The organism is Novosphingobium sp. NDB2Meth1, from assembly GCF_900117425.1.
Classification (GTDB): domain Bacteria; phylum Pseudomonadota; class Alphaproteobacteria; order Sphingomonadales; family Sphingomonadaceae; genus Novosphingobium.
The window spans coordinates 203,380-228,097 of record NZ_FPEH01000012.1 but is presented as its reverse complement, the minus strand read 5'-3'; the positions used below and the strand labels follow the sequence as shown (position 1 = coordinate 228,097).

At 64.9% G+C, this 24,718-nt stretch carries 23 protein-coding genes and 1 tRNA gene; 13 read left to right on the top strand and 11 right to left on the bottom strand.

Annotated elements, in window-relative coordinates; genetic code table 11:
• The first annotated feature begins 37 nt into the window (after positions 1 to 37).
• The 7 genes from NDB2M1_RS05830 to NDB2M1_RS22855 all read left to right on the top strand — a co-directional run bounded on the left by NDB2M1_RS05830 (position 38) and on the right by NDB2M1_RS22855 (position 9,973).
• Entirely contained in the window at positions 38 to 1,123 is a 1,086-nt protein-coding gene (locus tag NDB2M1_RS05830) for an NAD(P)H-dependent flavin oxidoreductase (RefSeq protein WP_072380802.1), read from the top strand.
• Positions 1,124 to 1,492: 369 nt separating this feature from the next.
• The gene (locus NDB2M1_RS05825) at positions 1,493 to 2,245 is read left to right on the top strand and encodes a hypothetical protein (protein ID WP_072380432.1); all 753 of its coding nucleotides are present in this window, start codon (positions 1,493 to 1,495) and stop codon (positions 2,243 to 2,245) included.
• 30 nt (positions 2,246 to 2,275) lie between these two features.
• Positions 2,276 to 3,421, top strand: coding sequence for a trypsin-like peptidase domain-containing protein (locus tag NDB2M1_RS05820; RefSeq protein WP_083554684.1), 1,146 nt, complete (start codon positions 2,276 to 2,278; stop codon positions 3,419 to 3,421).
• 4 nt (positions 3,422 to 3,425) lie between these two features.
• A complete protein-coding gene (locus tag NDB2M1_RS05815; RefSeq protein WP_072380428.1) occupies positions 3,426 to 4,790 on the top strand; it encodes a hypothetical protein in 1,365 nt (454 codons plus the stop codon).
• On the top strand, positions 4,787 to 6,544 hold the full coding sequence (locus NDB2M1_RS05810; protein ID WP_072380426.1) for an nSTAND1 domain-containing NTPase: 1,758 nt from the start codon (positions 4,787 to 4,789) through the stop codon (positions 6,542 to 6,544). Before NDB2M1_RS05815 ends, NDB2M1_RS05810 begins: the two co-directional genes overlap by 4 nt.
• A 55-nt stretch (positions 6,545 to 6,599) precedes the next feature.
• A complete protein-coding gene (locus NDB2M1_RS05805; protein ID WP_216233958.1) occupies positions 6,600 to 7,937 on the top strand; it encodes a hypothetical protein in 1,338 nt (445 codons plus the stop codon).
• A 41-nt stretch (positions 7,938 to 7,978) separates the two neighbouring features.
• Positions 7,979 to 9,973, top strand: a complete 1,995-nt coding sequence (locus tag NDB2M1_RS22855) for a DNA/RNA non-specific endonuclease (RefSeq protein WP_216233957.1) — start codon at positions 7,979 to 7,981, stop codon at positions 9,971 to 9,973.
• A 27-nt stretch (positions 9,974 to 10,000) separates the two neighbouring features.
• Here the strand turns inward: NDB2M1_RS22855 and NDB2M1_RS05795 are convergent, their stop codons facing one another.
• The 5 genes from NDB2M1_RS05795 to NDB2M1_RS05775 form a co-directional block, all read right to left on the bottom strand.
• The gene (locus tag NDB2M1_RS05795; RefSeq protein ID WP_072380424.1) at positions 10,001 to 10,849 is read right to left on the bottom strand and encodes an enoyl-CoA hydratase/isomerase family protein; all 849 of its coding nucleotides are present in this window, start codon (positions 10,847 to 10,849) and stop codon (positions 10,001 to 10,003) included.
• 19 nt (positions 10,850 to 10,868) lie between these two features.
• The gene (locus tag NDB2M1_RS05790; RefSeq protein WP_072380422.1) at positions 10,869 to 11,648 is read right to left on the bottom strand and encodes an SDR family NAD(P)-dependent oxidoreductase; all 780 of its coding nucleotides are present in this window, start codon (positions 11,646 to 11,648) and stop codon (positions 10,869 to 10,871) included.
• A 311-nt stretch (positions 11,649 to 11,959) separates the two neighbouring features.
• Entirely contained in the window at positions 11,960 to 12,184 is a 225-nt protein-coding gene (locus tag NDB2M1_RS05785) for a TetR family transcriptional regulator C-terminal domain-containing protein (protein WP_143146646.1), read from the bottom strand.
• A 29-nt stretch (positions 12,185 to 12,213) separates the two neighbouring features.
• Positions 12,214 to 12,999 carry an IS6 family transposase gene (locus NDB2M1_RS05780; protein WP_256374884.1) on the bottom strand — a complete coding sequence of 262 codons (786 nt, stop codon included), beginning with the start codon at positions 12,997 to 12,999 and terminating at the stop codon, positions 12,214 to 12,216.
• A 106-nt stretch (positions 13,000 to 13,105) separates the two neighbouring features.
• Positions 13,106 to 13,196: transfer RNA gene (locus NDB2M1_RS05775), tRNA-Ser, on the bottom strand.
• A gap of 79 nt (positions 13,197 to 13,275) precedes the next feature.
• Between NDB2M1_RS05775 and NDB2M1_RS05770 the strand changes: the two genes are divergently transcribed.
• Positions 13,276 to 14,379 carry a peptidylprolyl isomerase gene (locus NDB2M1_RS05770; RefSeq protein WP_083554682.1) on the top strand — a complete coding sequence of 368 codons (1,104 nt, stop codon included), beginning with the start codon at positions 13,276 to 13,278 and terminating at the stop codon, positions 14,377 to 14,379.
• 123 nt (positions 14,380 to 14,502) lie between these two features.
• Here the strand turns inward: NDB2M1_RS05770 and NDB2M1_RS05765 are convergent, their stop codons facing one another.
• From NDB2M1_RS05765 to eno, 3 genes are all read right to left on the bottom strand, one after another.
• A complete protein-coding gene (locus tag NDB2M1_RS05765) occupies positions 14,503 to 15,567 on the bottom strand; it encodes an Rv3169 family protein (RefSeq protein ID WP_072380418.1) in 1,065 nt (354 codons plus the stop codon).
• Complete coding sequence (locus tag NDB2M1_RS05760; RefSeq protein ID WP_072380416.1) at positions 15,561 to 16,655, bottom strand: phosphotransferase family protein; 1,095 nt, start codon at positions 16,653 to 16,655, stop codon at positions 15,561 to 15,563. Before NDB2M1_RS05760 ends, NDB2M1_RS05765 begins: the two co-directional genes overlap by 7 nt.
• A gap of 197 nt (positions 16,656 to 16,852) precedes the next feature.
• A complete protein-coding gene (gene eno / locus NDB2M1_RS05755; protein ID WP_054122862.1) occupies positions 16,853 to 18,136 on the bottom strand; it encodes a phosphopyruvate hydratase in 1,284 nt (427 codons plus the stop codon).
• A 202-nt stretch (positions 18,137 to 18,338) separates the two neighbouring features.
• Here eno and NDB2M1_RS05750 point away from each other — a divergent pair, with 202 nt between their 5' ends.
• The 5 genes from NDB2M1_RS05750 (at position 18,339) to NDB2M1_RS05730 (ending at position 20,440) form a co-directional block, all read left to right on the top strand.
• A complete protein-coding gene (locus NDB2M1_RS05750) occupies positions 18,339 to 19,004 on the top strand; it encodes a hypothetical protein (RefSeq protein ID WP_054122863.1) in 666 nt (221 codons plus the stop codon).
• A gap of 9 nt (positions 19,005 to 19,013) precedes the next feature.
• Positions 19,014 to 19,394: a phage holin family protein gene (locus NDB2M1_RS05745; RefSeq protein WP_072380414.1), complete on the top strand. Its 381-nt coding sequence runs from the start codon at positions 19,014 to 19,016 to the stop codon at positions 19,392 to 19,394.
• Positions 19,391 to 19,693: a hypothetical protein gene (locus tag NDB2M1_RS05740; protein ID WP_072380412.1), complete on the top strand. Its 303-nt coding sequence runs from the start codon at positions 19,391 to 19,393 to the stop codon at positions 19,691 to 19,693. Before NDB2M1_RS05745 ends, NDB2M1_RS05740 begins: the two co-directional genes overlap by 4 nt.
• Positions 19,690 to 20,127, top strand: coding sequence for a hypothetical protein (locus tag NDB2M1_RS05735; protein ID WP_072380410.1), 438 nt, complete (start codon positions 19,690 to 19,692; stop codon positions 20,125 to 20,127). The genes NDB2M1_RS05740 and NDB2M1_RS05735 overlap by 4 nt, the downstream gene beginning before the upstream one ends.
• 88 nt (positions 20,128 to 20,215) lie before the next feature.
• A complete protein-coding gene (locus tag NDB2M1_RS05730) occupies positions 20,216 to 20,440 on the top strand; it encodes a DUF4170 domain-containing protein (protein ID WP_072380408.1) in 225 nt (74 codons plus the stop codon).
• A 104-nt stretch (positions 20,441 to 20,544) separates the two neighbouring features.
• On the opposite strand, the gene greA is transcribed toward NDB2M1_RS05730, so the two are convergent.
• From greA to NDB2M1_RS05715, 3 genes are all read right to left on the bottom strand, one after another.
• Positions 20,545 to 21,021, bottom strand: a complete 477-nt coding sequence (greA, locus tag NDB2M1_RS05725) for a transcription elongation factor GreA (RefSeq protein ID WP_072380406.1) — start codon at positions 21,019 to 21,021, stop codon at positions 20,545 to 20,547.
• Between the two features lie 111 nt (positions 21,022 to 21,132).
• Complete coding sequence (carB, locus tag NDB2M1_RS05720; protein WP_072380404.1) at positions 21,133 to 24,492, bottom strand: carbamoyl-phosphate synthase large subunit; 3,360 nt, start codon at positions 24,490 to 24,492, stop codon at positions 21,133 to 21,135.
• Positions 24,492 to 24,716, bottom strand: coding sequence for a hypothetical protein (locus tag NDB2M1_RS05715; protein WP_072380402.1), 225 nt, complete (start codon positions 24,714 to 24,716; stop codon positions 24,492 to 24,494). Before NDB2M1_RS05715 ends, carB begins: the two co-directional genes overlap by 1 nt.
• Positions 24,717 to 24,718 lie beyond the last annotated feature (2 nt).

The window sequence follows — 24,718 nt, the reverse complement described above, 5'->3', positions numbered from 1 at the left end:
TGCTGTCTGGCCCGGCGGCGCCTACGAGTATGCGGCAATGCCCGCGAACCACCTTCTTTCGCTGCTCGGCATCAGCGTGCCGTTGATCCAGGCCCCGATGGCAGGCGTCTCCTCGCCTGACATGGCCGCTGCCGTATCCGATGCAGGCGCACTCGGCTCCATCGCGGTCGGCGCTGGCAACGCAGAGGCTGCTCGGGACATGATCCGGGCGGTGCGGGCCCGGACGGAGCGACCATTCAACGTCAATCTGTTCTGCCATGCCCCCGCACAGGCCGATCCGGCGAAGGAAGCGGCGTGGATCAGGCGATTTGCGCCGCTGTTCACTCACTATGGCGTTACCCCCCCGGCAGAGCTGCGCGAGATCTACCGCAGCTTTCAAGGGGATGATGCAATGCTGTGCGTTCTTCTGGAAGAGCGCCCGGCGGTGGTGAGCTTTCATTTCGGCCTGCCCCCGGCCGCGACCGTTGCGGCGCTCAAGGAGGCCGGTATCGTACTGCTGGCAAGCGCAACCAACCTTACTGAAGCCCGCGCGATTGCAGCCGCGGGTATCGATGCAGTTGTCGCGCAGGGGTGGGAAGCGGGTGGTCATCGCGGCAGTTTCGATCCCGATGTACCAGATGAAATGCTCGGCACGTTCGCACTTGTCCGCCTTGTATCCGCCGCGCTCGATATCCCGGTGATCGCGGCGGGTGGCATCATGGACGGGCGCGGGATTGCCGCCGCGCTCGCGCTGGGGGCCTCGGCCGCACAATTGGGCACGGCGTTCATCGCCTGCGACGAAAGCCTGGCCGACGCTGGATATCGTGCCGCGCTGGTCCAAGGCGGCGGAGCAGGCACCGTGATGACACGCATGGTCTCCGGTCGCCCGGCGCGAATCCTGCCCAACCGCTTCGCGGCGATGAACGGCAGCTGCGAAGAGGCAATGGTCCCCGCCTATCCGATCGCCTACGATCTCGGCAAAGCACTCCATGTCGCCGCCAAGGCACGCGGCGAACAGGGCTATGGCGCCCACTGGGCCGGACAAGGCGCGCCTCTGCTGCGCAGCATGACTGCGGCGGAACTGGTCAGAACCCTGGTCGCGGAGCTGGCGCAAGCTATCGCAACGGAGAACCTGCCCGGCTGACACGGCTTCCGGCAAGATCCTGTCCGCTCCTTACTGCCTTGTTTACGATGGCATCTCGCAATTTTGAGTCCTTGACACGAATTATGCTTGAGGCATGATTTGTCTGCGGCGTCAGAATCAATGCATTTTGAGATTCGAAACGCCCTCAAGGCCACGCTTAATGGCCCGGCGCTCGCGCAACTGCATGTCACCTTCGGCCTTTGGGCTTGCTCGGGACAGCGGTGCGACCAGCAACTTCTCGCAATTGGCGACCAACTTTGCAGCACAGCCCGGCTTCGGCCGATCATGGTGCTGTGCGCGCAAGAACAACTTCCGCTTCGCGGCTCATCGGCTGCCGTACGGGGACCTGTGTGGAGAGGAGCAGTCACAATGGCCATCAATCCGCTTGAATCCATCGAGATGACCGATGTCGGCATCGATGCCACGCTCGAGGGGGTCGAGCTCCAGAGCAGCCAGCTCGATCTCACCAAGCTGCCGGACCTCGTCGTGTCGGGCACTGCCCTGATCGACTTCAAGAACACTCCGGACGTGGTCCTGCGCTCGTCGATCTCGCTCGCACTGCTTTTTGCGAGCCGGGTGGCGACCAAGGCCGTTACGCCCGGGGAAGGTGACGAGGACGATTGGCTGGCGCAGTATACGCAGGCGCTGACCGGGATCGGCTTCCGCATCTCGGGCATGAATATCGTGCACTCGGAGATCAAGAAGAAGAACGTCTCGGTGCACAAGGCGATCCTGCCCCTGCTGACCCTCGCATTCGGCGGGGCGGCGGTCGGACCGGTCATTCTGCAGGCGCTGAAATCGCTCGACGAGATGGACGAGCAATCGCCCTGGATCACCCTGTTCGACCGGCAGACCCGCCGCTTCGATGTCAGCGAGATGCACTTCGCCGCCGTCAACGCCTCTGCGGTCGATACCACGATCCAGTATGCCATTGCCCGGCTGCATGTCGAAACCGGCGAGACCACGATCCTCTTCTTCAAGCTGTCCGAGACCGGCGCGCGTTTCGACAGCACATCGACCACGCTCACCGCCGACAATGGGCTGCTGGCGTCGATCGAGCCAAAGCTCAGGACAAAGCTGCTGAGCATTATCGACGACACGATCGCGGGCGCGGAGATCTGATCAGGGAGCCGGGTATCGCGGGGGCGGGGCATGGCGGACACGACACAATTGCTGGACGAGCTCTATCCGCGCGAGGCGGAGGTCGCCGATGCGCAAGTGCCCGAACTCGTCGACGCGCTGCTCTCGGCCTATCCGGACAAGGACTTTCTCTACATCCGCCTTGCCGACAAATGGGCCGTGCGGGTGGCGGACGATATCGTCGGCACCGATGGTCCGGGCCGGCTCATCGTCCGCCGCATCGTGGAGTATGCCCGCTCTGAAGGACGGCTGCTCGATCTGCTCGGGCTCGCGTGGAGCGACAAGCCGGGCAACCTGAAGCTGAAGGCGATGGCCGATGCCTGGCTGACCGACCAGCCCGGCGTGATCGCGCGCTATGCGCCGCCTGCGCCGCCGCCGCAGATCTTCAAGGGAGCAGGGATCGCTCCTGCTGCTGGAACCGAAGCCCCGGGCCTGTCCAGATCGGCCTTGCAGCGGCTGGTCAACGCCAGTTCCAAGCCGGTCAATCTCGGCGATTTCTTCAGAGGCATCGGCCGCGTTCGGCACGCCTTGTGCCGGATCTGCACGCCTGCGGTTGCCGGTACCGGCTTCCTGATCGGGCGGAGGACCGTGCTCACGAACTTCCACGTGGTGGAGAAAGCTGTCGAGGAGCAGCGTGCCGGCGCCGACATTGTCTGCGAGTTCGACTTTTTCGAGCGCAACAGCGTGCCCGTCCGCCGGTTCGGCCTTGGCGGAACGGGCTGGCTCGGACCACACAAGCACTATTCGCAGAGCGACCTGACGGGGGTCGGCGTGCCCGGCCCCGACGAGCTCGATTTCGCGATCATTCACCTTGACCAGCCGGTCGAGCCGGACCGCGTCGCGCTGGAGTTGCCATTCACCCCGCCGATCATCGGCATCCACGACTTTGTCTATATCGCCCAGCACCCCGATGGCGAAGAAGCCCAGCTCGCGGTGGGTCAGGTGGTCGACATCCCGGGCTCAGGGCTGCGCTATCGCTACGACGTCACCACCGAGCCCGGCAGCTCCGGCTCGCCGGTCCTCGACTTTGCGCTCCGTCTCGTCGGCCTGCATCACGCGGCGGACCCGGGCACAAACCCCCGGTACAACCAGGGCATTCCGATCAGCCGCATCCGCCGCGCGCTGATCGATGCCGCATTCGACTTCGGGGCGATGTAGCGCGATGGCCAGTGCGCCGCCCGATCCAGCCATCGCCGCATGGGATGATGGCGGCAACAATGGCCTTGATGCCATTCTCGCGCGCGCGTTCGGCATTCTCGGCGGATATCTTGAGCTGAACACGATTTTCGAGGCGATCCGGCTCAATCTCTTTGAGGAGATCGGCGCCTACGATCTGCCGATGCGGACTGTCATCTACAAAGTCCGCGAGACGATCACGAGCGAGGGCATGCAGCGCCAGACGCTTGAGGCGCTGTTCGTCAAGCTGCCGGGCAACAGCGAACTGCGCACATGGACAGGGCAGCATGTGCCGGATCTGCTGCCACTGGTGCCCCAAGCGACATTCGAAACCGTGCGGCCGGCTTATGAAGCCGATCGGATGCAGCGGCGAGTCCAGTCGATCGAGCGCAACTTCGAGAAGTTCGGGACGGCGCTCACGCTCGACGCCGCAGACAAGCAGGTGGCGCGCGATATCATCCAGCGCCTGCAGGAACTCGACGGATTCAAGGGCGCGCACGACGCGCTGCATCAGTTGCAGATGACGGCGCTTGCCGAACTCCAGCGTGTGGCTGCCGGGACAACGCCTCCCGCAATGCGCGCGATGAGCATCCTGCTGCAGCTCGAAAACCTGCGCACGGCAGGCGATGCGATCCGGGCCAGGATGAGCTTTGCGGGTATCAGTCCGGCGGCGGCGCAGGCGCGGAATGTCCTGATCGATCAGATCGAGAAGATCATCAGCCTGATCGGGAGGCTCGACCGCGAGAACCCAAAAAGCGCAGAGACTGCCGCGAGCGTTCTGCGCAGCCTGCTGCGCCAGCAGATGGCGCAGTTCGACAGCCTGCTGGTGACCACATCCGAACAGATTCCATTCGGTGCGTTTGCGTCCGCCATCGCCCGGCTTCCGCAGCCGGCGACAATCCTGGTGAACAAGGATCTGAAGGAAGACCCGGTCCTGATCGCGAACATCCAAAGCGGGTTTCAGGACGTCGCCAACCGCCTCGTCATGCGCCAGTCGGTGCACCGCTACTGGCAGCAGATCGACGCCACGATCTTCAATGTCGAGGAACTGCTGGCGGGCTCCGGCCGCGAGATCGAGATCGAGTTTCACTGGCAAAACATCCAGTCGCTAATCGGTGATATCGCGCGGTTTCCCGTTGAACCGGATGTGACAAGCGTCCTTTCGCAATCGGGCATCGATGTGGCGGCCCAGATCGATCCCGCCCAAGTGCGCGACGAGAGTTTCCGCCTCGCGTTCAGCATGTTCACGAGCTTTGCCCGCGTCCGCTTCCAGCGCGCCGATACCGCCCTGCTCGAGGACTGCGGCTTGCTGCGCCAATTGAACGACCCACTGAAGGCCTTGCTGTCATGACACAGGATATGCCTGCGCCGCCGCTTCTTGCGCCGCGTGAACCCCGCTCCGGGCCGGTGACGATCGGCATGATCCGCGACGAGCACCTCGCGCTCATGCAGCAGTGGCGGTCACTGCCCGACGACGCGGTGCGCGAGGCCCGCGCGGGTGCTTTTCGCGAAGCTGTCGCCGCCTGCGGCACAGACCTCGAAAGCCCGGGCGAGCGCGACGAGGCGCAGGGGATCATCGACTACTGGGCGTCGGCCATTTCGGGCCTCAAGGGCGCCGTCTATCCCAAGCTTCTGGTCGTGGCGGATTACAGCGGCCTCCGGGCTGCCGCCGCGGCGCAGTCGATCCGCCAGGTCTACGAAGCGCTCGACCCGCCGGAGATGAAGCCGATCGCCCGCAAGGTGATGGAAAACCTTCTGGTTCTTAAAGACAGCACCGTCGAACGCAGACGCGCGCAGGACCGGGAAGCCCTGCGCCGAAGCGCCGGCGTGGGCGAGCAAGCCGAAGACAAGGCCGCATTCGATGCGCTGCTCGCCAAGCTCGTCGCAACCGGTTCGATCGTACGCCGGGCGGGCGAGACGCCCGACGACGACCGCTTCGAAGTAGCCGACGTTCATGTGGCCGATCAGAAGAACTGGCCCGATCTGGCCAGGTGGCTGAAGGATGCTGCGGCCTACAACACCGAGCGCGATCGGCTGGTGCAGTTCGCCATTGGCTGGTGGCAATCCGGACGAGAACCGGCCCTGCTGCTGTCGACCCCACAGGCTGCGCACGATGCGCTCAGGTTCATGGGCGAGGACGAGACGCTGGATGCCTATATCAAGGAAAGCGAGCGGACATTCTGGCAGAAGCGCCGCAATATCCTGACAATCGCCTTAGCTGTAGTCGTCGTCCAGGCCGCCGCGCTGGTTGGCCTCTGGTTCATGTACGACAAGGCCAACGACCGTCTGGAAGTGGCAAAAACAGAAATCGCGCGCGCTGCGAGGCAGTCGGCAAAGGCAGCAATCGACGAGCATCGCGCAGCGGAAACCACTCAGACTGCTGAATATCTTAACACGGTCTTGCTCGGCAACAGCGAAGCCGAGCTGAAGCAGATCGCCACCGCGACCGCAGACGCACCGAAGCCGGAAGATGATCTGCTGGGCAAGCTTGCCATCGTGAACGGGGCTGTCCTGCTCGGGACTGACAAGGGCATGCTCGTCAGCGACCTCAAGGGCAGCCCGATCCCCGGGCTTGGCGGCCTTGCCGAGGGCTCACGCTTGCGAATGCGCGGCGCAAGCGCGCTGTTCACCGAAATGCCCGCGGGCAAGAACAAGTACAATCCGCCTGACGCAAAGGCGACCATACCGACCGGCGGCCAGATCGTGCTGCAAGCCGTCCCGCGCATCGTCACGCTTGCGGGCAGCCGCTTCTTCTGGGCACCCGTGCGCGTGATTCCGCAGGTCTATGTGCAGTACCACAGCCTGCCCAAGGCGCAGGTCGATGCGATCCGCCGCTCGCTTGCCGAAGCCGGGTTCGAAACGCCCGCCGCGCAGTTGATCACCGGTTTCAGCGGCCTTTCCGAAGTGCGCTACCAGCGCCCGGAGGACCGCGAAGTCGCCGTTATGCTGCAAGACAAGCTCGGGCAGCTCGCCGACATCCACGCGGCTGGTGCGATCACGTGCCAGAAAATCGCCCCTGCCACGACCGCGCCAGTCAACTTCAAGCTCGAGTTCTGGTTCGATCCGCCGCTGCGCAGCGAAAGGCGCGATCCGACCTGCCGCTAGGTGATCAAGGACAGCCGACGACCCCGCAATTCAGACCATCGAGAGGAGAGCCAGCATGACCGAGGAAGCAGCGCAAGCACCCACCACCCGCCGTGACGCCGAAGAGCAGGAGTGGCAGACCTCGCTCGACCCGCTCGACGGACACAACGATGAAAGCGATGCAGGCTCCGCCGAAGCCGCCGCGTTCGCGGATGCCGGAGAGGAAGCGGTACGCCCGTGGCGTGTGGCCAAGTCGCTCAAGCGTCTGCTGGCGCAGGTGAATGCAGCCTATCCGAACCGGGCCAAGGGCTGGGACGGCACGATCGGCGATGCGGCGCACCAGTCGCGCGCCTCGGACCACAACCCCTGGGTGGTGGACGGGGCGACCGGCGTGGTCACCGCCATGGACATCACCCACGATCCCGCACACGGCTGCGACGGCAACCAGCTCTCGGCAGCCCTGCGCGCCAGCGCCGATGCCCGCATCAAGTACATCATCTGGAACAAGCGCATCTGCAACGCCTCGGCGATCGGCAGCGTACCGGCGTGGACATGGCGGACTTACACCGGCAAGAACCCGCACGACCACCATGTGCATCTCTCGGTAAAATCCGACAAGGCGCGGTACGACAGCGAAGCCGACTGGTCGTTCCGCTCGGCCGAGGAAGCCGTGGCCGAGATGCCCGATGACGAGGCAGATGCCCGTGCCGCACTTGCGGCGCTGGGCATTGCACCATCAGACACCACACCCTTGCTTGAGCAGATCGTCGATCTGCAAGACGCGCTCGGCCAGATATCTGCTTACGCGCTGCGTCAGCCCCTCGCCGAATCCACCGAGGAAGCGGCCTTCACCTACGATCAGCTCAAGGCCAACTACGAAGCGCTGTTCGCCTCCGCCAAGGTGGCGTCCGCACGCAAGGGCGAAGTGGCGTGGTACCTCAAACGGCTCCGCACCGGCCGCCCGCGCTATGAGGAAGTGGCCGCCAAGACCAAGGTTCCATGGTGGTTCGTTGGCATCGTCCACGCCATGGAAGCCGGTTTCAGCTTCAGCGGCCATCTCCACAATGGCGACCCGCTCACGGCGCGCACGGTGCAGATCCCCAAGGACCGGCCGCTGAAGTGGAACCCGCCAAGCGACTGGCTCTCCAGCGCCTATGACGCGCTCGAGATGAAAGGCTACGTCGGCAAGACCGATTGGGAAGTGCCACGTGCGCTGTACCGTTTCGAAAGCTACAACGGTTACGGCTATTATTCGAAGAACATCAACTCGCCCTACCTGTGGAGCTTCTCCAACCATTACACCAAGGGCAAGTATGTCCGCGACGGTGTGTTCGATCCCAATGCGGTATCCAAGCAATGCGGTGCGGCGGTGATGCTGCGCGCGCTGCTGGATAGCGGCGACATCACGATCTGAGCCTGATCCTTTCCTGAAATCCCTCTTCGGGAGTGCCTGTCATGTCCGAAACTGAACTGCCGCCCGCTTCACCGCGCACCACGTTTGAAGAAGCCGCGCTCGGCCGCGTCCACCAGATGCCAGGAGGAATGCGTGCCGTCGCCCAGCGGGCTGTCGATGCAGGGCTGATCGATCCCGGCTTCTTCGGGGTCAATCCCGCCGGCATCACCGAGCAAAGGCCAAACCTCGAGATGGTCGGCAGCGCGGTCGGTCTCGAAGCGATCATACTGCGCACCGGAAGGCCGCCGCTGCTGGTGCGCAACGATGCCATCGTGATCGACCCGATTGCCGAGATCGCCTTGGCGCCGGACACGGATCTCAAAGCCCTCGATGCGGCCGCGATCGCACGGATGAACCGGTTCCTGCCCTCGATCGGGCGGGTCGAGTTCCTCAACCACCAGATGCAATGGGGCGGCACCGGCTGGGTGATCGAGGAAAAAGGGGATCGCCGCTGGGTCGTGACCAACCGCCATGTCGCGAAGCTCGTCGCCCGCCGCAAGTGGGATGGCAGCGGCGTGTTCCTGCGCTCGGTTGCCGGACCGCTCTACGGCATGAAGCTGGACACGCGCGAGGAAGTGGGTGCGCCGCAGAATGGGGAGCGCGAGTGCCCGGTCGAGCGGATCGTCTATCTTGCCGATGATTCAGAGGCCGACTGCGCGCTGCTGGAGATCAGCGTCACCGCCACGTGCCAGCCTGCACCGCTGCCGCTGGCAGAGCACCGAGCCAAAGTTGGCGAAACCATCGGTGTCGTCGGCTATCCCGCCTATGATGATCGCAACGAGCAATCGGCGATGCGGCACTATTTCGGCGATCTCTTCAATGTGAAGCGCTTCTCGCCCGGGCTCGTCACGCAATCGGGTTCAGGGCTGCTGCTGATGCATGATTGCACGACGCTTGGCGGCAATTCCGGTTCCTGCCTGCTCAGCGTCGATCAGGACGCCGTCGTCGGCCTGCATTTCTCAGGCAGCTTCGGGGTCGCGAACAGCGCGGTCAGCGTCGAGACGCTGCGCCAGCTCCAGACGGGGCGGCTGTTTGTTGTCAATGCGCCCAGTGAAGCGCATGTGGCGCCGGAATCCGAGGCCGCCGATGGATCGCACCCGGCCGATCACTTTGCCGGCCGTGCCGGCTATGAACCCGCGTTCCTCGACAATGCGCCGCCCGTGCCGATCCCGGACCTTGATGCCGTGATCGGCGACCTCGCGACGCCGGCGGACGAGCAAGCCGACAAGCCGCGCGAGCTGCGCTACACGCATTTCGGGGTCTATTACTCCCGCTCGCGGCGGACCCCGTTGTTCACTGCAGTCAACATCGATGGCGAACGGGCGAAGCGGATCAAGCGCGTCTCGCCGGACATCTGGTTCTTCGACGAGCGCATCGATCGCAGCCTTCAGCTCGGCAAGCACTACTACGTCGGCGATCTCGACCGCGGGCACATGGTCCGGCGCGAGGACCCGAACTGGGGCGAGAATGCCCAGCTCGCGAATGACGATACGTTCCACTACACCAACGCAGCACTACAGCACGCCCTGCTGAACCGGGCGAAGACCCAGTGGCAGGGGCTGGAAAACTACATTCTCGACAGCTCCCGCACGATGGGCTTCCGCGCCTGTGTCTTCACCGGCCCTGTCCTGACGGACAACGATCCCGCGCTCGGGATCGAGAATGTGCAGATACCGATGGAGTTCTGGAAGGTCGTGGTCATGCCGCGCACCGACGGCGGGCTCCATGCCACCGGCTATCTGCTCAGCCAGGGCGACATGATCCGCAGTCTGCTGGAACAGCGCAAAACGGAAAGCTCAGCGAACGAATCCGCCAACGAGGGCTTCCAGCTTGGCGAGTTCCGCACGTTCCAGGTGGCCATCAAGCATATCGAGCAGGCAACCGGGCTGCGCTGGCCCGCGCTTGACGGCGCTGATCCGCTCGCTGCGCATGGCAACGAGGCGGTCTCGGCTGTGACCTATATGCCGCTGGATTCGCTGGACGATATCGTGACCTGACGTCCGGCCGATGCGCGGCGCGCGGTGCTAGGTGTCCTTGCCCGAGGTGCGATAATCGCCAAACGCCCCGTCCCGCGCATCGAGCGCCCCGCGCACGTCGCCCGCGCGGAAACCGGCGAAAGTCTGCCGCGATGCGTCCGTCGTCATGGCAAGCGCCTGCATTTCCGTGCCGGCGCGAATGGCAGAGCGCAGCCCCATCGCTTCCATCGCCCGGTGCACCGAACGCTTGTTGATCTGCTGCACTTCTGGCGGGACCTTGGCGACGCGCTCGGCAATGGCGAGGACTTCGCTTTCGAGTGCGCCCGCCGGGAACGTCCGGTTGGCAAAGCCCACGCGGACGGCCTCGTCCGCCGTCAGCGCATCGCCGGTCAGCATCTGCTCCATCGCCGAGCGGAAGCCGCACAGCCACGGATGGAACTGGGTATCGGGCGGGCTCATCCCGCGCACCGGCGGATAGCCGATCCGGGCATCGTCGGCGAGGTAGACAAGATCGCAGGCGGTCGCGAGTTCGGTCGCCCCGGCCAGGCACCAGCCGTGGACTTGCGCAATGACGGGCTTGGCCAGGTCCCAGATCCGGAACACCCCCTCGACGACATGGCGCGGCCAGAAGCCCGGGCCATCCGCGGTGTAATAGGGGGGCGGCTGCGTCCCGGCCTCGGGCGAGAGGTCATAGCCCGCAGAAAAGCAGGGCCCGGCCCCGCGCAGGATGATAACCCGCACGTCCGGGTCCCGGTCTGCCGCCTCGAGCGCTGCAAACAGCTGCCGCCTGAGATCGTTCGAGAGCGCGTTGCGCTTCTCCGGCCGGTTCAGCGTCAACCGGCGGATGCCTGCCAGCGGGGTGTCGCTCAGCACGAGTGACGGGGACGCCTGTTCCATGACCGCAGCTCCAGCAGGCTCAGAAGATCGTGTAACCGCCATCGAGGACGATGCTGTCGCCGGTGTGGAACCGCGCAGCATCGGAGGCGAGGTAGACCGCGATCCCGCCGAAGTCCTTGGGCTCCAGCCACTGCCGGAACGGCACGCGCGAGATCACCTGCCGGTTGAACTTCTCGTTCTCCTGCGCGCTTTGCGTCATTTCGCTGACCGTCCAGCCCGGCAGCACCGCATTGCAGCGTACGCCATAGCGGGCGAACTCGACGGCGGTTGCCCGGACCAGCGAGCACAGCGCGCCCTTGGCGGCGCCATAGGCCTGGTTGCGGGCCGCGCCGTGGATCGCCGATGTCGACGAGATCGCGACCAGCGAACCACCCGGATCGCCCGCTTCGGCCCGCGCCTTCATGTGCTTGCAAGCCTCGCGCAGCGTGAAGAACACGCCGTCGAGATTGACCGCCATGACCTTGCGCCACTGCTCGGTCGGAAACTCCGCAAAGGGCGCACCGCCGCCGACTCCGGCATTGGCGATCACCGTATCGATGCGGCCAAACTCGGCGACCGCCTTGTCCATCGCCGCGATCACGGCGCCTTCGTCCGCAACGTCGACGATCTCGCTGGCGATGCGCTGCCCGGTTGCTTCCAGCTGCGCTTTCGCCGCTGCATTCTTGGCGGGGTTCATCCCCCAGATGATCACCGAGGCGCCCGCCTGCGCCAGCGCTTCCGCCATGCCGAGGCCGATGCCGCCGTTGCCCCCGGTCACGAGCGCGACTTTTCCGCCAAGATCGAAAGGCTGGTAAGGCATGGCACGGGTTCCTCAAGCGGCGCTCGGCGGGCGCCTTGCCCGCCAAGGTCCCCCAGATGCCCGAACCAGTCCACTTGTGCAAAATGCTAGGGCAAAGGGAGATGCCATCCGGTTGCGCCCCCGTCGCTGCAACCTGTTCGCTGTCCTCGAGTGCGAAATCGGCATCGCCGCTGCCTGACGAGGCGAGCGTCTGGGCCTGGCTTCCCTCATCGTGCTGCGAGCGGTTGACCGGTCGGCCCCGGCAGGCCCGGTGGAGCCTATGGGTTCCCTTGCGCCGCGTAGAGCGCGATGGCCGCGTTGACGGCTTTGGTCTACAGCACGAAACCGCCCATGCGTTCGCGCTGTTCGGCGGCGAACCCCGGATCGGCGATGGCAAGGCCCCAGAACGAGAACCACACCCGCCAGTCGCGCTCCACCCGGCGGTCGATCGGCAGCAGGGCGTGAAAGAGTGCGGCAAGATCGCCGCGATCCTCGGGCTGGGAGGCATTGGTGCGCGCCAGCGACGTCAGGGCTGCTTGGCGATAGGTGAGCAGCATCAGGGCGCGCTTGTCGGGAAAGTAATGCGTCACCGGGAGCTGTCAGTCGGATGCGAAACGGTCTCTGCCGGAAAGCGGTTCCCCTTACCCGCCAAACTTCCGCTCGCAAGCGACTGCCACTCGGCCGATGTGGCCGCGCGGCGAAGCTTGTAAGTCTCATGGTCGACGAGATGGCGTTCCTGCGAGAAATGATTGTGGATCGAGGCGTGGACTGAGGCAAACTTCTGTAGCGACTTCATCTGCCTGAACCGCAGCATCGCCCGCTCTCTTCGTCGGAATGGCAGATGAGAGTTTTCCGCCCGGTTGTTGAGATGCCGACCGGCTTCGCGGCGCCCCTCATTGCCAAGCACGCGCATCGCTGCGGGATAGGATCTGAGACCATCGGTAACGATCGCTTCCACCCGGCCATGCCGCTTCAGGGCCTTCCTCATGAACCGCAGAGCAGCTGACTTGTCGCGGGTCTTGGTAACATAGGATTCCAGGATCTCGCCTTCCTGATCTACCGCCCGCCAGAGGTAGTGCGTCTTCCCGTCGATCTTCACATAGACCTCATCGAGGTGCCACTTCCAATGCCTGAAGCCTCGCATGCGGCTCACCCGTTGCCGGCGGATGTCGGCCGCAAACACCGGGCCGAACCGGTTCCACCACAGCCGCACCGTCTCATGGCAAATGTCGATGCCGCGTTCGAAGAGCTGGTCCTCGACATTGCGCAGGCTCAGCGGAAAGCGGACATACATCATCACCACCAGTCGGATCACTTCCGGCGAGGAGTGGAAATACCGGAACGGACTAGCTGGCTTTCGAGGGCGTGGCATGCCCCTGCCCTACCCTAGGCCTGACCCCAGCACCAACCGGTGCAATCCCTTTGACAGTGCCGTTTTGGGGAATAGCGCCGACGCGCGGAATTCAGGCCGGACTGCGTGGCGGAGCGGGAGGGATTCGAACCCTCGATACGCTTTTGGCGTATACTCACTTTCCAGGCGAGCGCCTTCGACCACTCGGCCACCGCTCCGCATGCACTGGAAGGCGTTGCCCCTAACGGCAAGCAACCACTTCCGCAAGGCTGCGAAGGCTGGCACAAGTCGTTTGTGATGAAACATCCCTTTCTGCTCTCCGTCGCCCTGCTCGCCAGCTGCAACGCCGCGCCCGCCCCTGCTCCCACGAAGGAGTCTGCACCCGCCGCTTCTCCCGCAAAGACGTCAGCGCTGGCGCCGACCGAAATCGTTGCGGCGGCCCCGGCGGCGGACTGGGCGGCGATTGCGCCGTCCGATCTGCTGGTGATGGAGCTTGCGCCCGATGCCAAGGGCGCGGCGCGGCGGGTGGTGATCCAGCTGCTGCCCGCGCCGTTCTCGCAAGGGTGGGTCGGCAATATCCGCGCACTCGCCGCCGCAAAGTGGTGGGACGGCACGAGCGTCAACCGCGTGCAGGACGGCTATGTCGTGCAATGGGGCGATCCGGACGGCGAGGACAAGGCCAAGGCCAAGCCGCTGCCTGCGGGGCTGAAGGTGGTGCCGGCAGGGGAGTATGAAGCCTCTTTCCTAAATCTGACCGGAAAGGGATTCCAGGAGTTCAACCCTTGGCCCCAGCCGCAGCAGCCCCCCAGCAAGGCCGGCAATAACGATCCGAAGACTGTCGATGAAGCGGCTGGTATGATGGATCAGGCCATGGGATCGCTACTTGAAGGCATCATGAGCGCCAGACTTGGCGATGGTTACGCCCCCATCGTCGGCTTTTCTGATGGTTTTCCGGTGGGCGCGGATATGCGGAACAAGGAAACGCCAAGAGCCTGGCCCATCCACTGCTACGGCACAGTCGGCGTCGGCCGCGATTATCCGCCCGATACCGGATCGGGTGCAGAGCTCTATGGCGTCATCGGGCAGGCCCCGCGCCAGCTTGATCGCAACATCGCGGTGGTCGGCCGGGTGATCGAGGGGATGGAGCACCTCTCCAGCCTGCCGCGCGGCACCGGCGATATCGGGTTCTACAAGACGCCTGAGGAGCGCACCCTGATCCTCTCGATCCGCATCGGCAGCGATGTGCCGGGGCTGCCGGCTTACGAATACCTCTCGACCGAGAGCAAGAGCTTTGCCGCCTATGCCGATGCCCGCGCGAACCGGCGCGATGCGTTCTATGTCCGGCCTGCGGGCGGGGTGGATATCTGCAACGTTCCGGTGCCGGTGCGGCGGGTGAAGTAGAGGCCGCACCACCTTACCCCGTTCGTCCCGAGCAAAGTCGAGGGATAAAGGCCGAGCGCAGCCGAGGCCGTTGCGTACGCCTCGTACTCGGCTTCGCTCGGGACGAACGGCGTTGGGGAAGAGTTATCCCAGCCCCAGCGGTTTGTAGGCGCCGAAAATCAGCTGTTCGAACACGCCGGTGCCGACCTCGCCCGCGCTCGTCGTCACACGGCTGACGATCTGGACGTGAAAGTTGTCCATCCGCTTGGGGTCGATGTCGGCCAGCACGATATCCTCGCGCTCCACTTCCAGCACGCCATGGTAGAGGCCGTGTCCCCATGTGGGCGAGGTATACCCCAGCCCGCGCATCTGGAAGCGCTGCAGCGGCTCAAACGTCAGCGTTAGCGGATCACCCCCGCCGATCACCAGCTCGCCGCCTGCTGGCCACAGCGTTCCCGGCTGTAGCGGCGCATCGAGCTTGGCAGACGGTGTCTCGAAAAACCCGTCATGCCCCGCCCCATCTGGCGCGATCACCGCGCGGGTGTTCCATGGGCTCCCGTTGGCATCGGCGTTGATGTGGAAAAACACGCTGCGGCTGGGCAGGTTGATCGGCGTCCATTGCCAGAAGAACTGCGGAACCACGCCGTGCCCATGCGGCTGCGTGTCGCTGGTGCCGACAGGCCGCACGCCCCAGCTGCGATCGCGCGTACCGGCGGTTCCGGGCTTCAGCACCGTGCGCACTCCGTCGATTTCGACCCAGCCGGTATAGTGCCCGTTCTGCGTCAGCCGCGTGTAGTCCATGAAGGTGCGCGGCCCGATGCGGTGGATGAAGCGCGGCTCCTCGATGGGAAAGGCGCGGCCCGTGAACACGATCTCGGCGCGGATCCCCTCCCCTTCGACACTGATCGACAGCTGCTTCAGCGGTTCCTCGACGCGGATCGCGATGGGCCCGCAGGTCAGGTCCAGCCGCTCCATCCTGAGCTCGCGCGAGGCATGGAGCGAATGCTGCACCCCGTCCTTGATGAAGCAGAAATGCGCGTCCGCCACGTTGAGGTGCGGATAGATGCCAAAGGCCGCCGCGAAAAAGTCGCTGCCGTCCGGCGCGTAGCCGTTGAAGAAATAGCGGTCGTAGAAGTTCCGGTCGGTGCCGGAATAGGCAATCGGCTCGGGCGTCTGGTGCAGCGGAAAATCGTCGCCCTTGGTCAGCATTGTGCGTTCTCCATCATGGCGTCCAATGCGCCGATGCTGTCATGATCGAGCGCGAGTTCGGCTGCACCCCGCGCCATCGAAAGGAAGTTGGCGTCGCCCCGTTCCGTGCGCACCACGAAGGCTGCGCTGAACACCGCGGTGAACAGCCCGTGCAGCGCCCCGATCCGGTAGCGCCGCATCATCACGTCGTGCGCAATCGGAGACCCATGCCGCGCCATTTCCTCGGCGTAGAGCGCCAGCAGCGCCGCCTCGTTGGGCCGCCGCAACTCGCTGCCGATCCCGCAGCCCATGAAATAGCCGACGTCGGTCATCGCGCAGCCGATCGCGCAGGTCTGCCAGTCGACAATCGCGATGGGCTCCGCCCCGCACCCGACCCCGAACAGCATGTTGTCGAGCCGGAAATCGCCGTGGATCAGGCAGGGCTCCTCAGGCTGTCGTGCCAGCCAATGCTCCACCCGCTTGTCGAGCTCATCGCACAGCGCCAGGGCATCCGCCGCCAGTTGCCCGTCATAGCGTTCGCGGAAGATCGCGTGGGCCTGATGGTAAAGCTGCCCGATCTGCTCCAACAGTCCCTCGCGCCCATGCAGCCAGTCCGCGCCCAAGACCTTGGGATGCCCGATGGTCGCGGAATGCAGCGCCGCTGCCTGCCGGATTGCCGCTTCGGCATCGGCCAGCCCGCAGCCTTCGAGCTGGTTGCCGCCGCGCTCGGGCGCCAGATCCTCGAACAGCAGCACAAAGTCCGTGCCCTCGGCATTGATTTCAGCGGCGTAGACCTTGGGCGTGCGCACCGCGAGCATCCCCGCCAGTTCGCGGTAGAAACCCACTTCCTTTACGTAGAGCATCATCGCCGCCGCCGTGCCGCGGCTGGTCGGATCGGCGGAAGCAAACTTGCCTGCCAGCGTCGCAGGGGCGGCAGTGGGCCGGTCATAGGTGATCGTGAAGCGGGCAGTATCACCCACCTGCCCGGTGCCGATGGCCTTCCATTCGAGGCCGGTTATCCGCGCATCGACCAGCAGGCCCGCGCGCGCCAGTTGCGCTTCGATCCAGCCCGGCGTTACCGCCGCAGCCGTGCTTGGAAATTCACCCATGCATCACTCTCCGCCAGCAAGACTGGCAGAGAGCGGCTGCATTGGAAAGAGACTTTAAGCGGCCGCTTAAATCCTGCCGCCTCCCACCCACCCGTTCGTGTCGAGCGCAGTCGAGACACCTGGCGTGGCGCTGGTTCTCAGCTACGCTCGAACAAGTCCCTCGACTTCGCTCGGGACGAACGGCGGTTGAACAGGCCTTACGCGAGCCGCCCGAACGCCGCCGCACCCGCATAGCGCGCCGACTGGCCCAGCTCTTCCTCGATCCGGATGAGCTGGTTGTACTTGGCAAGCCGGTCGGACCGGGCAAGCGAACCCGTCTTGATCTGGCCGCAGTTGGTGGCAACCGCGAGGTCGGCGATGGTCGCATCCTCGGTCTCGCCCGAACGGTGCGACATGACCGCCGTGTAGCCATTGCGCTGCGCGATGCTCACCGCTTCCAGCGTCTCGGTCAGCGTGCCGATCTGGTTGACCTTCACCAGCAGCGAATTGGCGAGGCCCTTGGCAATGCCCATCGTCAGGCGCTTGGGGTTGGTGACGAAGAGGTCGTCGCCCACCAGCTGCACCTTCTTGCCGATCTTGGCGGTCAGCGCGGCCCAGCCTTCGAAATCGTCCTCGCTCATGCCGTCCTCGATCGAGCGGATCGGATAAGCATCGGTGAGCGCGGCGAGATAATCCGCCATCGCGTCCGGCGAAAGCGAGAGCCCCTCGCCGCTGATCTCGTACTTGCCGTCCTTGAAGAACTCGGTCGCCGCGCAATCGAGCGCGAGCACGATATCGGTGCCCGGCTTGAACCCGGCCTGCTCGATCGAGGCCATCACGAAATCAAGCGCATCGCGCGTGCTGGCGATGTTGGGGGCAAAGCCGCCCTCGTCGCCCACGCCGGTGGCGAGGCCCTTCTGGTGCAGCGCCTTCTTCAGCGTGTGAAACACTTCCGCGCCCCAGCGCACGGCTTCGGCCAGCGTCGGCGCGCCGACCGGCATGATCATGAATTCCTGGAAGTCGATCGGGTTGTCGGCATGCTCGCCGCCGTTGATGATGTTCATCATCGGCACCGGCAGGAGGTGCGCCGAGACGCCGCCGACATAGCTGTAAAGCGGCAGGCCGCGCGCATCCGCCGCCGCCTTCGCCACCGCCATGCTGGTGCCGAGGATCGCGTTGGCACCAAGACGGCCCTTGTTCTCGGTCCCGTCGAGCGCGATCATCGCCATGTCGATGTCGCGCTGGTCTTCGGCATCCATGTCGACAAGCGCACCGGCGATCTCGCCGTTCACCGCGCCGACCGCCTGCAGCACGCCCTTGCCGAGGAACCGCCCCTTGTCGCCATCGCGCAGCTCGACCGCTTCATGCGCACCGGTCGAAGCGCCCGAAGGCACGGCAGCACGGCCGAACGAGCCGTCCTCCAGCAGGACATCGACTTCGACGGTCGGGTTGCCCCGGCTGTCGAGGATCTCGCGGGCGTGAATGTCGATGATCGCGGTCATGAGCGCTTCCTCGTTTGGTGACGTATCCTGACGCGCGCCCTATCGGCGGTTGGCCAGAGTGACAAGTGCGCCTAGCTATGCGTGGAACCGCCAGGCCGTCCCAAGCATAAGGCAAATGCGGCCCCGCCACGCTTTCGCACTTGCGGCATTTGGGCTAGGACCGGAAATCAATTCAGAATCGCCCCGAAAAAGGACCCGCACCATGGCCGATACCCCTGACAACGCGGCTCCCGAAGCCGATACCAAACCCAAGAGCCGCAAGAAGGCCGCGCTCAAGGCTGTCGAAACCGCCGTCGAGGCCGTGGCCGAAGCCGTACCTGCCGAGATCGCGCAGATCGAAGAGACGGTCAGCGACACAGCCACTGCCGTCACCACCCGCTTCGGCAAGGCGATCGAGGACGCCAAGGCCAGTGCCGCCAACCTCACCGGCGAAGCCCGCGAGCGTACCGCCGCGCTCACGGAAACGGTGACCTCGACCGCCAGCGAATATACCGAAAAGGCGAGCGAATACGCCGAGCAAGCCAAGGTCGTCGCGCTCGATCTCGCCCGCCAGGGCAAGGGCAAGGCAACTGCCGCGCTGTCCACCCTAGGCGAGACAATCGAGAGCAACGCCGGCGTAATCGACGAGAAGCTTGGCGTGCAATATGGCGATTATGCCCGCGGTGCCGCGCATACTTTGCAGTCCACCGCCGCCAGCCTCGAGGCCAAGGACATTCCCGAGATCGGCGAGGATATCGTCACCTTCGTCAAGAAGAGCCCGGTCAAGGCGCTCGGCATCGCGGCGGTCACCGGCTTCGTCCTCTCGCGCATGCTGCGCCGCAAGCCCGCACCGGCTGCTGCGGAGAGCGCCGAAACCACGGAAGCCTGATCCCGGCACGTGACAGAGACGAAGACAGAAGCGGGGCAGGACACGGGGGCTGATGAGTCCCTGCTCGGCGGTGCGCGCGCGCTGCTCGAGGATGGCCAGTCGCTGATCGCGGCCGAGCTCGAATTCCAGAAGGCCCGCGCCGGCTTCGTGCTAGGCCGCGCCAAAGGGATACTCGCCCTCGCCGCACTGGCGCTCGCGCTGCTGTTCTTCGCGCTGATGGCGCTGGTCGTCGGCCTGCTGCTCGCCCTCGCCCCGCTGATCGGGCCGTGGGGCGCGCTCGCAGTCGTGTTCCTCGGCCTGCTCGCGCTGACGGGCCTGAGCGTCTTCGGCATCCTGCGCCGCGTGAAAGGCACCCTGCGCGCGCTCAAGGGACAGGACCGCGCGGCATGAGCGACGAGAGCTTGCAGGAAGCCCGCGCCCGCCGCGATGCCGCCTGGGCCCGCTTCAACGGCCAGAAGAAGGCGCTGCAGACCGGCCTTGCCGAAAAGTCGATCCCCACGCGGATCAAGGAAGCGGCGATGGACCGCGTGATGGATACGGTCGACGAGGCCAAGGCGGTCGCCAAGGACAATATCCCGGTGATCGGCGGCACGCTGGCGCTGCTCACGGCATGGTTCTTCCGCCGCCCGCTGATCAATCTCATCAGGAACCGCTTCGCACCGTCCGAAGCGGACGAGGACGTGACATGACCGACGAAACGCCCCCACCGGAAACCGAAGCGCCAACAGCCGAAAAGCCCGCCGATCCGCTCGGCAAGGTGAAGGGCTTCGTCGAGGAGCATCCGGTAGCGATGGTCGCGGGCGGGATCGTTCTGGGGGCGCTGGTCGCCGGAGCGCTGTCCCGCGCCGGCAGCGGCGTTACCGGCGACAAGGCGACGCGCAAGGGCACCCTGTCCCGCATGTCCCTCCCCCGCCGCGCGGCGGACCTTGCAGCCGTGGGCCTGGAAATTGCGGCCGCTTATGTCGCGGGCGCTGCCGGTGAGAAGGCCGCTGCCGCCGCGAGCGAGGAGGCAGATGCGCCCGCCAAGCCGGAGAAGGCACGCCTTCCTTCTCTCGCCGACAAGGCGCTGCGGACCCTCGCGCCGGTCATCACCCGCCATCTGCCGGGCAGGAAGGCGGAATAACGGGCTTTTCCGTAAGGTCAGGGGCTTGCGCGCCCCTCTTCATTTTGCCAGTGGCTGGGCTTCCTCCCCAAGGAATGGATACCCAGTCATGCAGAAGCTGCACCTCGTCATGGGCGGGCGGGTCAAGGATCCGCAGCACCTCGAATTTACCGATCTGACGAAGATCGACCTCGTCGGCGTCTATCCCGATTACGCCAGCGCCGAAGAAGCCTGGCGCAGCTGCGCCCAGCGCACGGTGGATGACGCGGAAATGCGCTACGTGGTGGTCCACCTCCACCGCCTGCTCGAGCCCGAGCTGCACAAGCCAGAGTGAATGCAAAAAGGGCTGCGGGAATAGACCCGCAGCCTTTTTTGCATTTTCTCAAAGAACGCTCACCCTGAGCTTGTCGAAGGGTCCCGCGGTACTACGCAGCCGTCTCAGATGAACTCGATCTTCTCGACCACATAGAACCGGTCGCCCGAAGGCACCGTCACTTCGATCTCGTCTTCAACGCGCCGGCCGATCAGCGCGCGGCCCAGCGGCGAATTGTAGCTGATCCGGCCACGCTTGGCATCCGCTTCGGCCTGCCCGACGATCTGGTAGCGCACCGGCTTGTCGTCATCGTCAAGCAGCGTCACGGTCGCGCCAAACACGATGCGGTCGCCCGAAAGCGTCGTCGGGTCGATGATCTGCGCGCGACTGATCTTGTCTTCCAGATCACTGATCGACGCTTCGACCTGGCCCTGACGCTCCTTGGCGGCATGATATTCGGCATTTTCGGAAAGATCGCCGTGCGCGCGGGCTTCCTCGATCGCGTCGACGATCAGCGGACGTTCCTCACGCAGCGCCTTCAGCTCCGCCGTCAGCTTCTCGTAGCCCTCGGCCAGCATCGGCAGCTTCTCAACACTTGCCATCCTTAGTCCTTCTTACCTTTCAATCCCTTGACCAAACATCGCCAAGAGAAAACCGTTCCGTCCCGGCCAGCAATGCGCCAAACCGGGCCCCAGTCGCCGCGATGATGGGGATCACGTGGAAGGTTGATAATAATCCTGCAGTGACCTTACCGCAAGGTCGGTGCTGCGCAGCGCCTCGATAGCCTCCACAGCTGCGACCGAGGCTGCCGCTGTGGTGAAGTAGGGCACCTTGCCATAGAGCGCCGACGCGCGGATGGACTGCGAGTCCTTGTGGCTCTGCCAGCCCTCGGTGGTGTTGAAGATCAGCGCGATCTCGCCGTCGATGATCCGGTCGACGATATGCGGCCGCCCTTCCGCCACCTTGTTGACCCGCTCGACCTTGACCCCCGCTGCGGTCAGGAACGTCGCCGTCCCTCCTGTCGCCACGATACGGAAGCCCATGGCATCGAGCTTCTGGACCGCCGGCAGGATCACCGGCTTGTCGCTGTCCTTGACCGAAACGAACACCGTGCCGCCCACCGGCAGCACCATGCCCGCCCCCAGCTGCGCCTTGGCAAACGCGACCGGGAAACCGCTGTCGATCCCCATGACCTCGCCGGTCGACTTCATCTCGGGCGACAGCACCGGATCGACGCCGGGGAAGCGCGCAAACGGGAATACCGCTTCCTTCACCGCCATATAGGGAACGTCGCGCCTGATCGGCGGCAAGTCCTTGAGCTTCTCGCCCGCCATGATCCGCGCCGCATACTTGGCGATCGGCTGGCCGATGGCCTTGGCCACGAACGGCACCGTGCGGCTCGCGCGCGGGTTAACCTCGATCAGGTAGACGAGGCCATCCTTGACCGCGAACTGGATGTTCATCAGGCCCTTGACGCCCAGCGCCTTGGCCAGCGCCACCGCTTGCCGCTCCATCTCGGCGATGATTTCGGCGGGCAGGCTGTAGGGCGGCAGCGTGCAGGCGCTGTCGCCCGAATGGATGCCGGCTTCCTCGATATGCTGCATGACACCGGCCACGACGACATCGTCGCCATCGGCCAGCGCATCGACATCGCACTCGATCGCATCGCGCAGGTATTGGTCGATCAGCACCGGGCTCTCGCCCGAAACCTTCACCGCCGTCGCGATGTAGTCATCGAGCTGCGCCTGGCTGTCGACGATCTCCATCGCCCGCCCACCCAGCACATAGGACGGCCGGATCAGCACCGGATAGCCGATGCGCGCCGCCACTGCGACCGCCTCGTCGCGGCTGCGCGCGGTGCCGCCCGCCGGCTGGCGCAGGCCCAGCTTCTCGACGAGGCGATTGAAACGCTCGCGATCCTCCGCCAGATCGATCGCATCGGGTGAAGTGCCGAGGATCGGGATGCCCGCATCCTCCAGCGCCTGCGCGAGCTTCAAGGGCGTTTGCCCTCCAAACTGCACGATCACGCCCACCAGCGTGCCGTTCGCCTTCTCGGCCTCCAGCACTTCGAGCACGTCCTCGGCGGTCAGCGGCTCGAAGTAGAGCCGGTCCGAGGTGTCGTAGTCGGTCGAGACCGTCTCGGGGTTGCAGTTGATCATGATCGTCTCGAAACCCGCTCCGGCCTCGCCGTTTGCCGGGTCCGTGTCCCCCAGTGCAAAGCAGGCGTGGCAGCAGCAATAGTCGAACTCGATGCCCTGCCCGATCCGGTTCGGCCCGCCGCCGAGGATCACGACCTTCTTCCGGTCCGTCGGCGCAGCCTCGCTTTCGGGCTCGCCGAACAGGCCGCTTTCGTAGGTCGAGTACATGTAGGGCGTCACCGCCTCGAACTCGGCCGCGCAGCTGTCGATCCGCTTGAACACCGGGCGCACACCCAGCTTGTGGCGCAGCGCGCGCACTTCTTCCTCGCTGGTCGCCCCCGCCATGGCATTGAGCACATCGTGCAGCAGCCCGGACCGACGCGCCGTCGTCTCGGCCATGCCGCCCGCCACGCCCACCGAGCGCACCGCCAGTGTTGCCAGCCGCTTGTCCGAAAAGCCCATGGCCTTGAGCCGGCGCAGGCCCGCCGCATCGATCGGCAGCCCTTCCACGTTGATGCGCTTTTCCTCGGCAATGATGGCCTCGATCTGGCGCAAGAACCACGGCTCGTACTTGGTGACGGCGTGGATCTCGTCGACGGTGAGCCCTTCGCGGAAGGCCTGACCGATCACCAGCAGCCGCTCCGGCGTCGCCCGGCTCAGCGCCGCCACGATCTGGTCGCGCGTCGCACCCTCAAGCTCGACTACGCGGTTGAAGCCGTCGAGCCCGGTTTCCAGCCCGCGCAGCGCCTTCTGCATCGATTCCTGGAAATTGCGGCCAATCGCCATGACCTCGCCGACGGACTTCATCGCCGTTCCCAAGAGCGGTTCGGCGCCCTTGAACTTCTCGAAGGCAAAGCGCGGGATCTTGGTGACGACGTAGTCCAGCGTCGGCTCGAACGCCGCCGGGGTCGCCCCGGTGATGTCATTCATGATCTCGTCGAGCGTGTAGCCCACGGCGAGCTTGGCCGCGACCTTGGCGATCGGGAAGCCGGTGGCCTTCGATGCCAGCGCCGAGGAGCGCGAAACACGCGGGTTCATCTCGATCACGATCAGCCGCCCGTCCTTCGGGTTGACTGCGAACTGCACGTTGGAACCACCTGTTTCGACGCCGATTTCTCGCAGGACCGCGATCGATGCATTGCGCATGATCTGGTATTCCTTGTCGGTCAGCGTCAGCGCCGGGGCGACGGTGATGGAGTCGCCCGTATGGACGCCCATCGGATCGACGTTCTCGATCGAGCAGATGATGATGGCATTGTCGTTCCGGTCGCGGACGACTTCCATCTCGTACTCTTTCCAGCCGAGCAGCGATTCCTCGATCAGCACTTCGGTGGTCGGAGAGGCCTCGAGGCCCCCGCGCACGATGCTGACGAATTCCTCGCGGTTATAGGCGATGCCGCCGCCGGTGCCGCCCATCGTGAAGCTCGGCCGGATGATCGAGGGCAGCCCGGTGCGTTCCAGCACCGCCAGCGCTTCCTCGACCGTATGCGCGATGCCGGAGCGGGCGGATTCGAGCCCGATCTTGTCCATCGCATCGCGGAACTTCATGCGGTCCTCGGCCTTGTCGATGGCCTCGGCATCCGCGCCGATCATCACGCAGCCAAACTTCTCCAGCGTGCCGTCGCGCGCGAGCGCCAGCGCGGTATTTAGCGCGGTCTGCCCGCCCATCGTCGGCAGCACCGCATCGGGGCGCTCCTTCTCGATGATCTTGGCGACGACCGCGGGCGTGATCGGCTCGACATAGGTCGCATGCGCCATGTCCGGATCGGTCATGATCGTCGCGGGGTTCGAGTTGACCAGGATGATCCGGTACCCCTCTTCCTTGAGCGCCTTCACCGCCTGCGTGCCCGAATAATCGAACTCGCAAGCCTGGCCGATGATGATCGGCCCGGCGCCGATGATCAGGATCGAGGAGATGTCAGTGCGTTTGGGCATTAGAGGTGCTTCTTTGCGAGTTCAGCCAGTTGCTCAATTGCTTCCTTGGTAAGGCGAAGTGTCTGAGACACCTTACCAGGGATCATGCGATCGGTTGAGCCAACTGTGTTGATTTGAATGAACTTTTCGCCATCCTGCCCTTGGATAGAATATCCGCCGATGGTCTCAGTGTGTCGGGCGTTGGCTTTGAGATCGAGCTCTTCGAATTTGCGGATAATCGCCATTT

Bases quoted from the DNA above. Each gene is read 5' to 3' on its own strand.
- NDB2M1_RS05830 (WP_072380802.1), top strand. From the start codon at position 38: ATGCCCGCGAACCACCTTCTTTCGCTGCTCGGCATCAGCGTGCCGTTG.
- NDB2M1_RS05825 (WP_072380432.1), top strand. From the start codon at position 1,493: ATGGCCATCAATCCGCTTGAATCCATCGAGATGACCGATGTCGGCATC.
- NDB2M1_RS05820 (WP_083554684.1), top strand. From the start codon at position 2,276: ATGGCGGACACGACACAATTGCTGGACGAGCTCTATCCGCGCGAGGCG.
- NDB2M1_RS05815 (WP_072380428.1), top strand. From the start codon at position 3,426: ATGGCCAGTGCGCCGCCCGATCCAGCCATCGCCGCATGGGATGATGGC.
- NDB2M1_RS05810 (WP_072380426.1), top strand. From the start codon at position 4,787: ATGACACAGGATATGCCTGCGCCGCCGCTTCTTGCGCCGCGTGAACCC.
- NDB2M1_RS05805 (WP_216233958.1), top strand. From the start codon at position 6,600: ATGACCGAGGAAGCAGCGCAAGCACCCACCACCCGCCGTGACGCCGAA.
- NDB2M1_RS22855 (WP_216233957.1), top strand. From the start codon at position 7,979: ATGTCCGAAACTGAACTGCCGCCCGCTTCACCGCGCACCACGTTTGAA.
- NDB2M1_RS05795 (WP_072380424.1), bottom strand. From the start codon at position 10,849: ATGGAACAGGCGTCCCCGTCACTCGTGCTGAGCGACACCCCGCTGGCA.
- NDB2M1_RS05790 (WP_072380422.1), bottom strand. From the start codon at position 11,648: ATGCCTTACCAGCCTTTCGATCTTGGCGGAAAAGTCGCGCTCGTGACC.
- NDB2M1_RS05785 (WP_143146646.1), bottom strand. From the start codon at position 12,184: ATGCTGCTCACCTATCGCCAAGCAGCCCTGACGTCGCTGGCGCGCACC.
- NDB2M1_RS05780 (WP_256374884.1), bottom strand. From the start codon at position 12,999: ATGCCACGCCCTCGAAAGCCAGCTAGTCCGTTCCGGTATTTCCACTCC.
- NDB2M1_RS05770 (WP_083554682.1), top strand. From the start codon at position 13,276: ATGAAACATCCCTTTCTGCTCTCCGTCGCCCTGCTCGCCAGCTGCAAC.
- NDB2M1_RS05765 (WP_072380418.1), bottom strand. From the start codon at position 15,567: ATGCTGACCAAGGGCGACGATTTTCCGCTGCACCAGACGCCCGAGCCG.
- NDB2M1_RS05760 (WP_072380416.1), bottom strand. From the start codon at position 16,655: ATGGGTGAATTTCCAAGCACGGCTGCGGCGGTAACGCCGGGCTGGATC.
- eno (WP_054122862.1), bottom strand. From the start codon at position 18,136: ATGACCGCGATCATCGACATTCACGCCCGCGAGATCCTCGACAGCCGG.
- NDB2M1_RS05750 (WP_054122863.1), top strand. From the start codon at position 18,339: ATGGCCGATACCCCTGACAACGCGGCTCCCGAAGCCGATACCAAACCC.
- NDB2M1_RS05740 (WP_072380412.1), top strand. From the start codon at position 19,391: ATGAGCGACGAGAGCTTGCAGGAAGCCCGCGCCCGCCGCGATGCCGCC.
- NDB2M1_RS05735 (WP_072380410.1), top strand. From the start codon at position 19,690: ATGACCGACGAAACGCCCCCACCGGAAACCGAAGCGCCAACAGCCGAA.
- NDB2M1_RS05730 (WP_072380408.1), top strand. From the start codon at position 20,216: ATGCAGAAGCTGCACCTCGTCATGGGCGGGCGGGTCAAGGATCCGCAG.
- greA (WP_072380406.1), bottom strand. From the start codon at position 21,021: ATGGCAAGTGTTGAGAAGCTGCCGATGCTGGCCGAGGGCTACGAGAAG.
- carB (WP_072380404.1), bottom strand. From the start codon at position 24,492: ATGCCCAAACGCACTGACATCTCCTCGATCCTGATCATCGGCGCCGGG.
- NDB2M1_RS05715 (WP_072380402.1), bottom strand. From the start codon at position 24,716: ATGGCGATTATCCGCAAATTCGAAGAGCTCGATCTCAAAGCCAACGCC.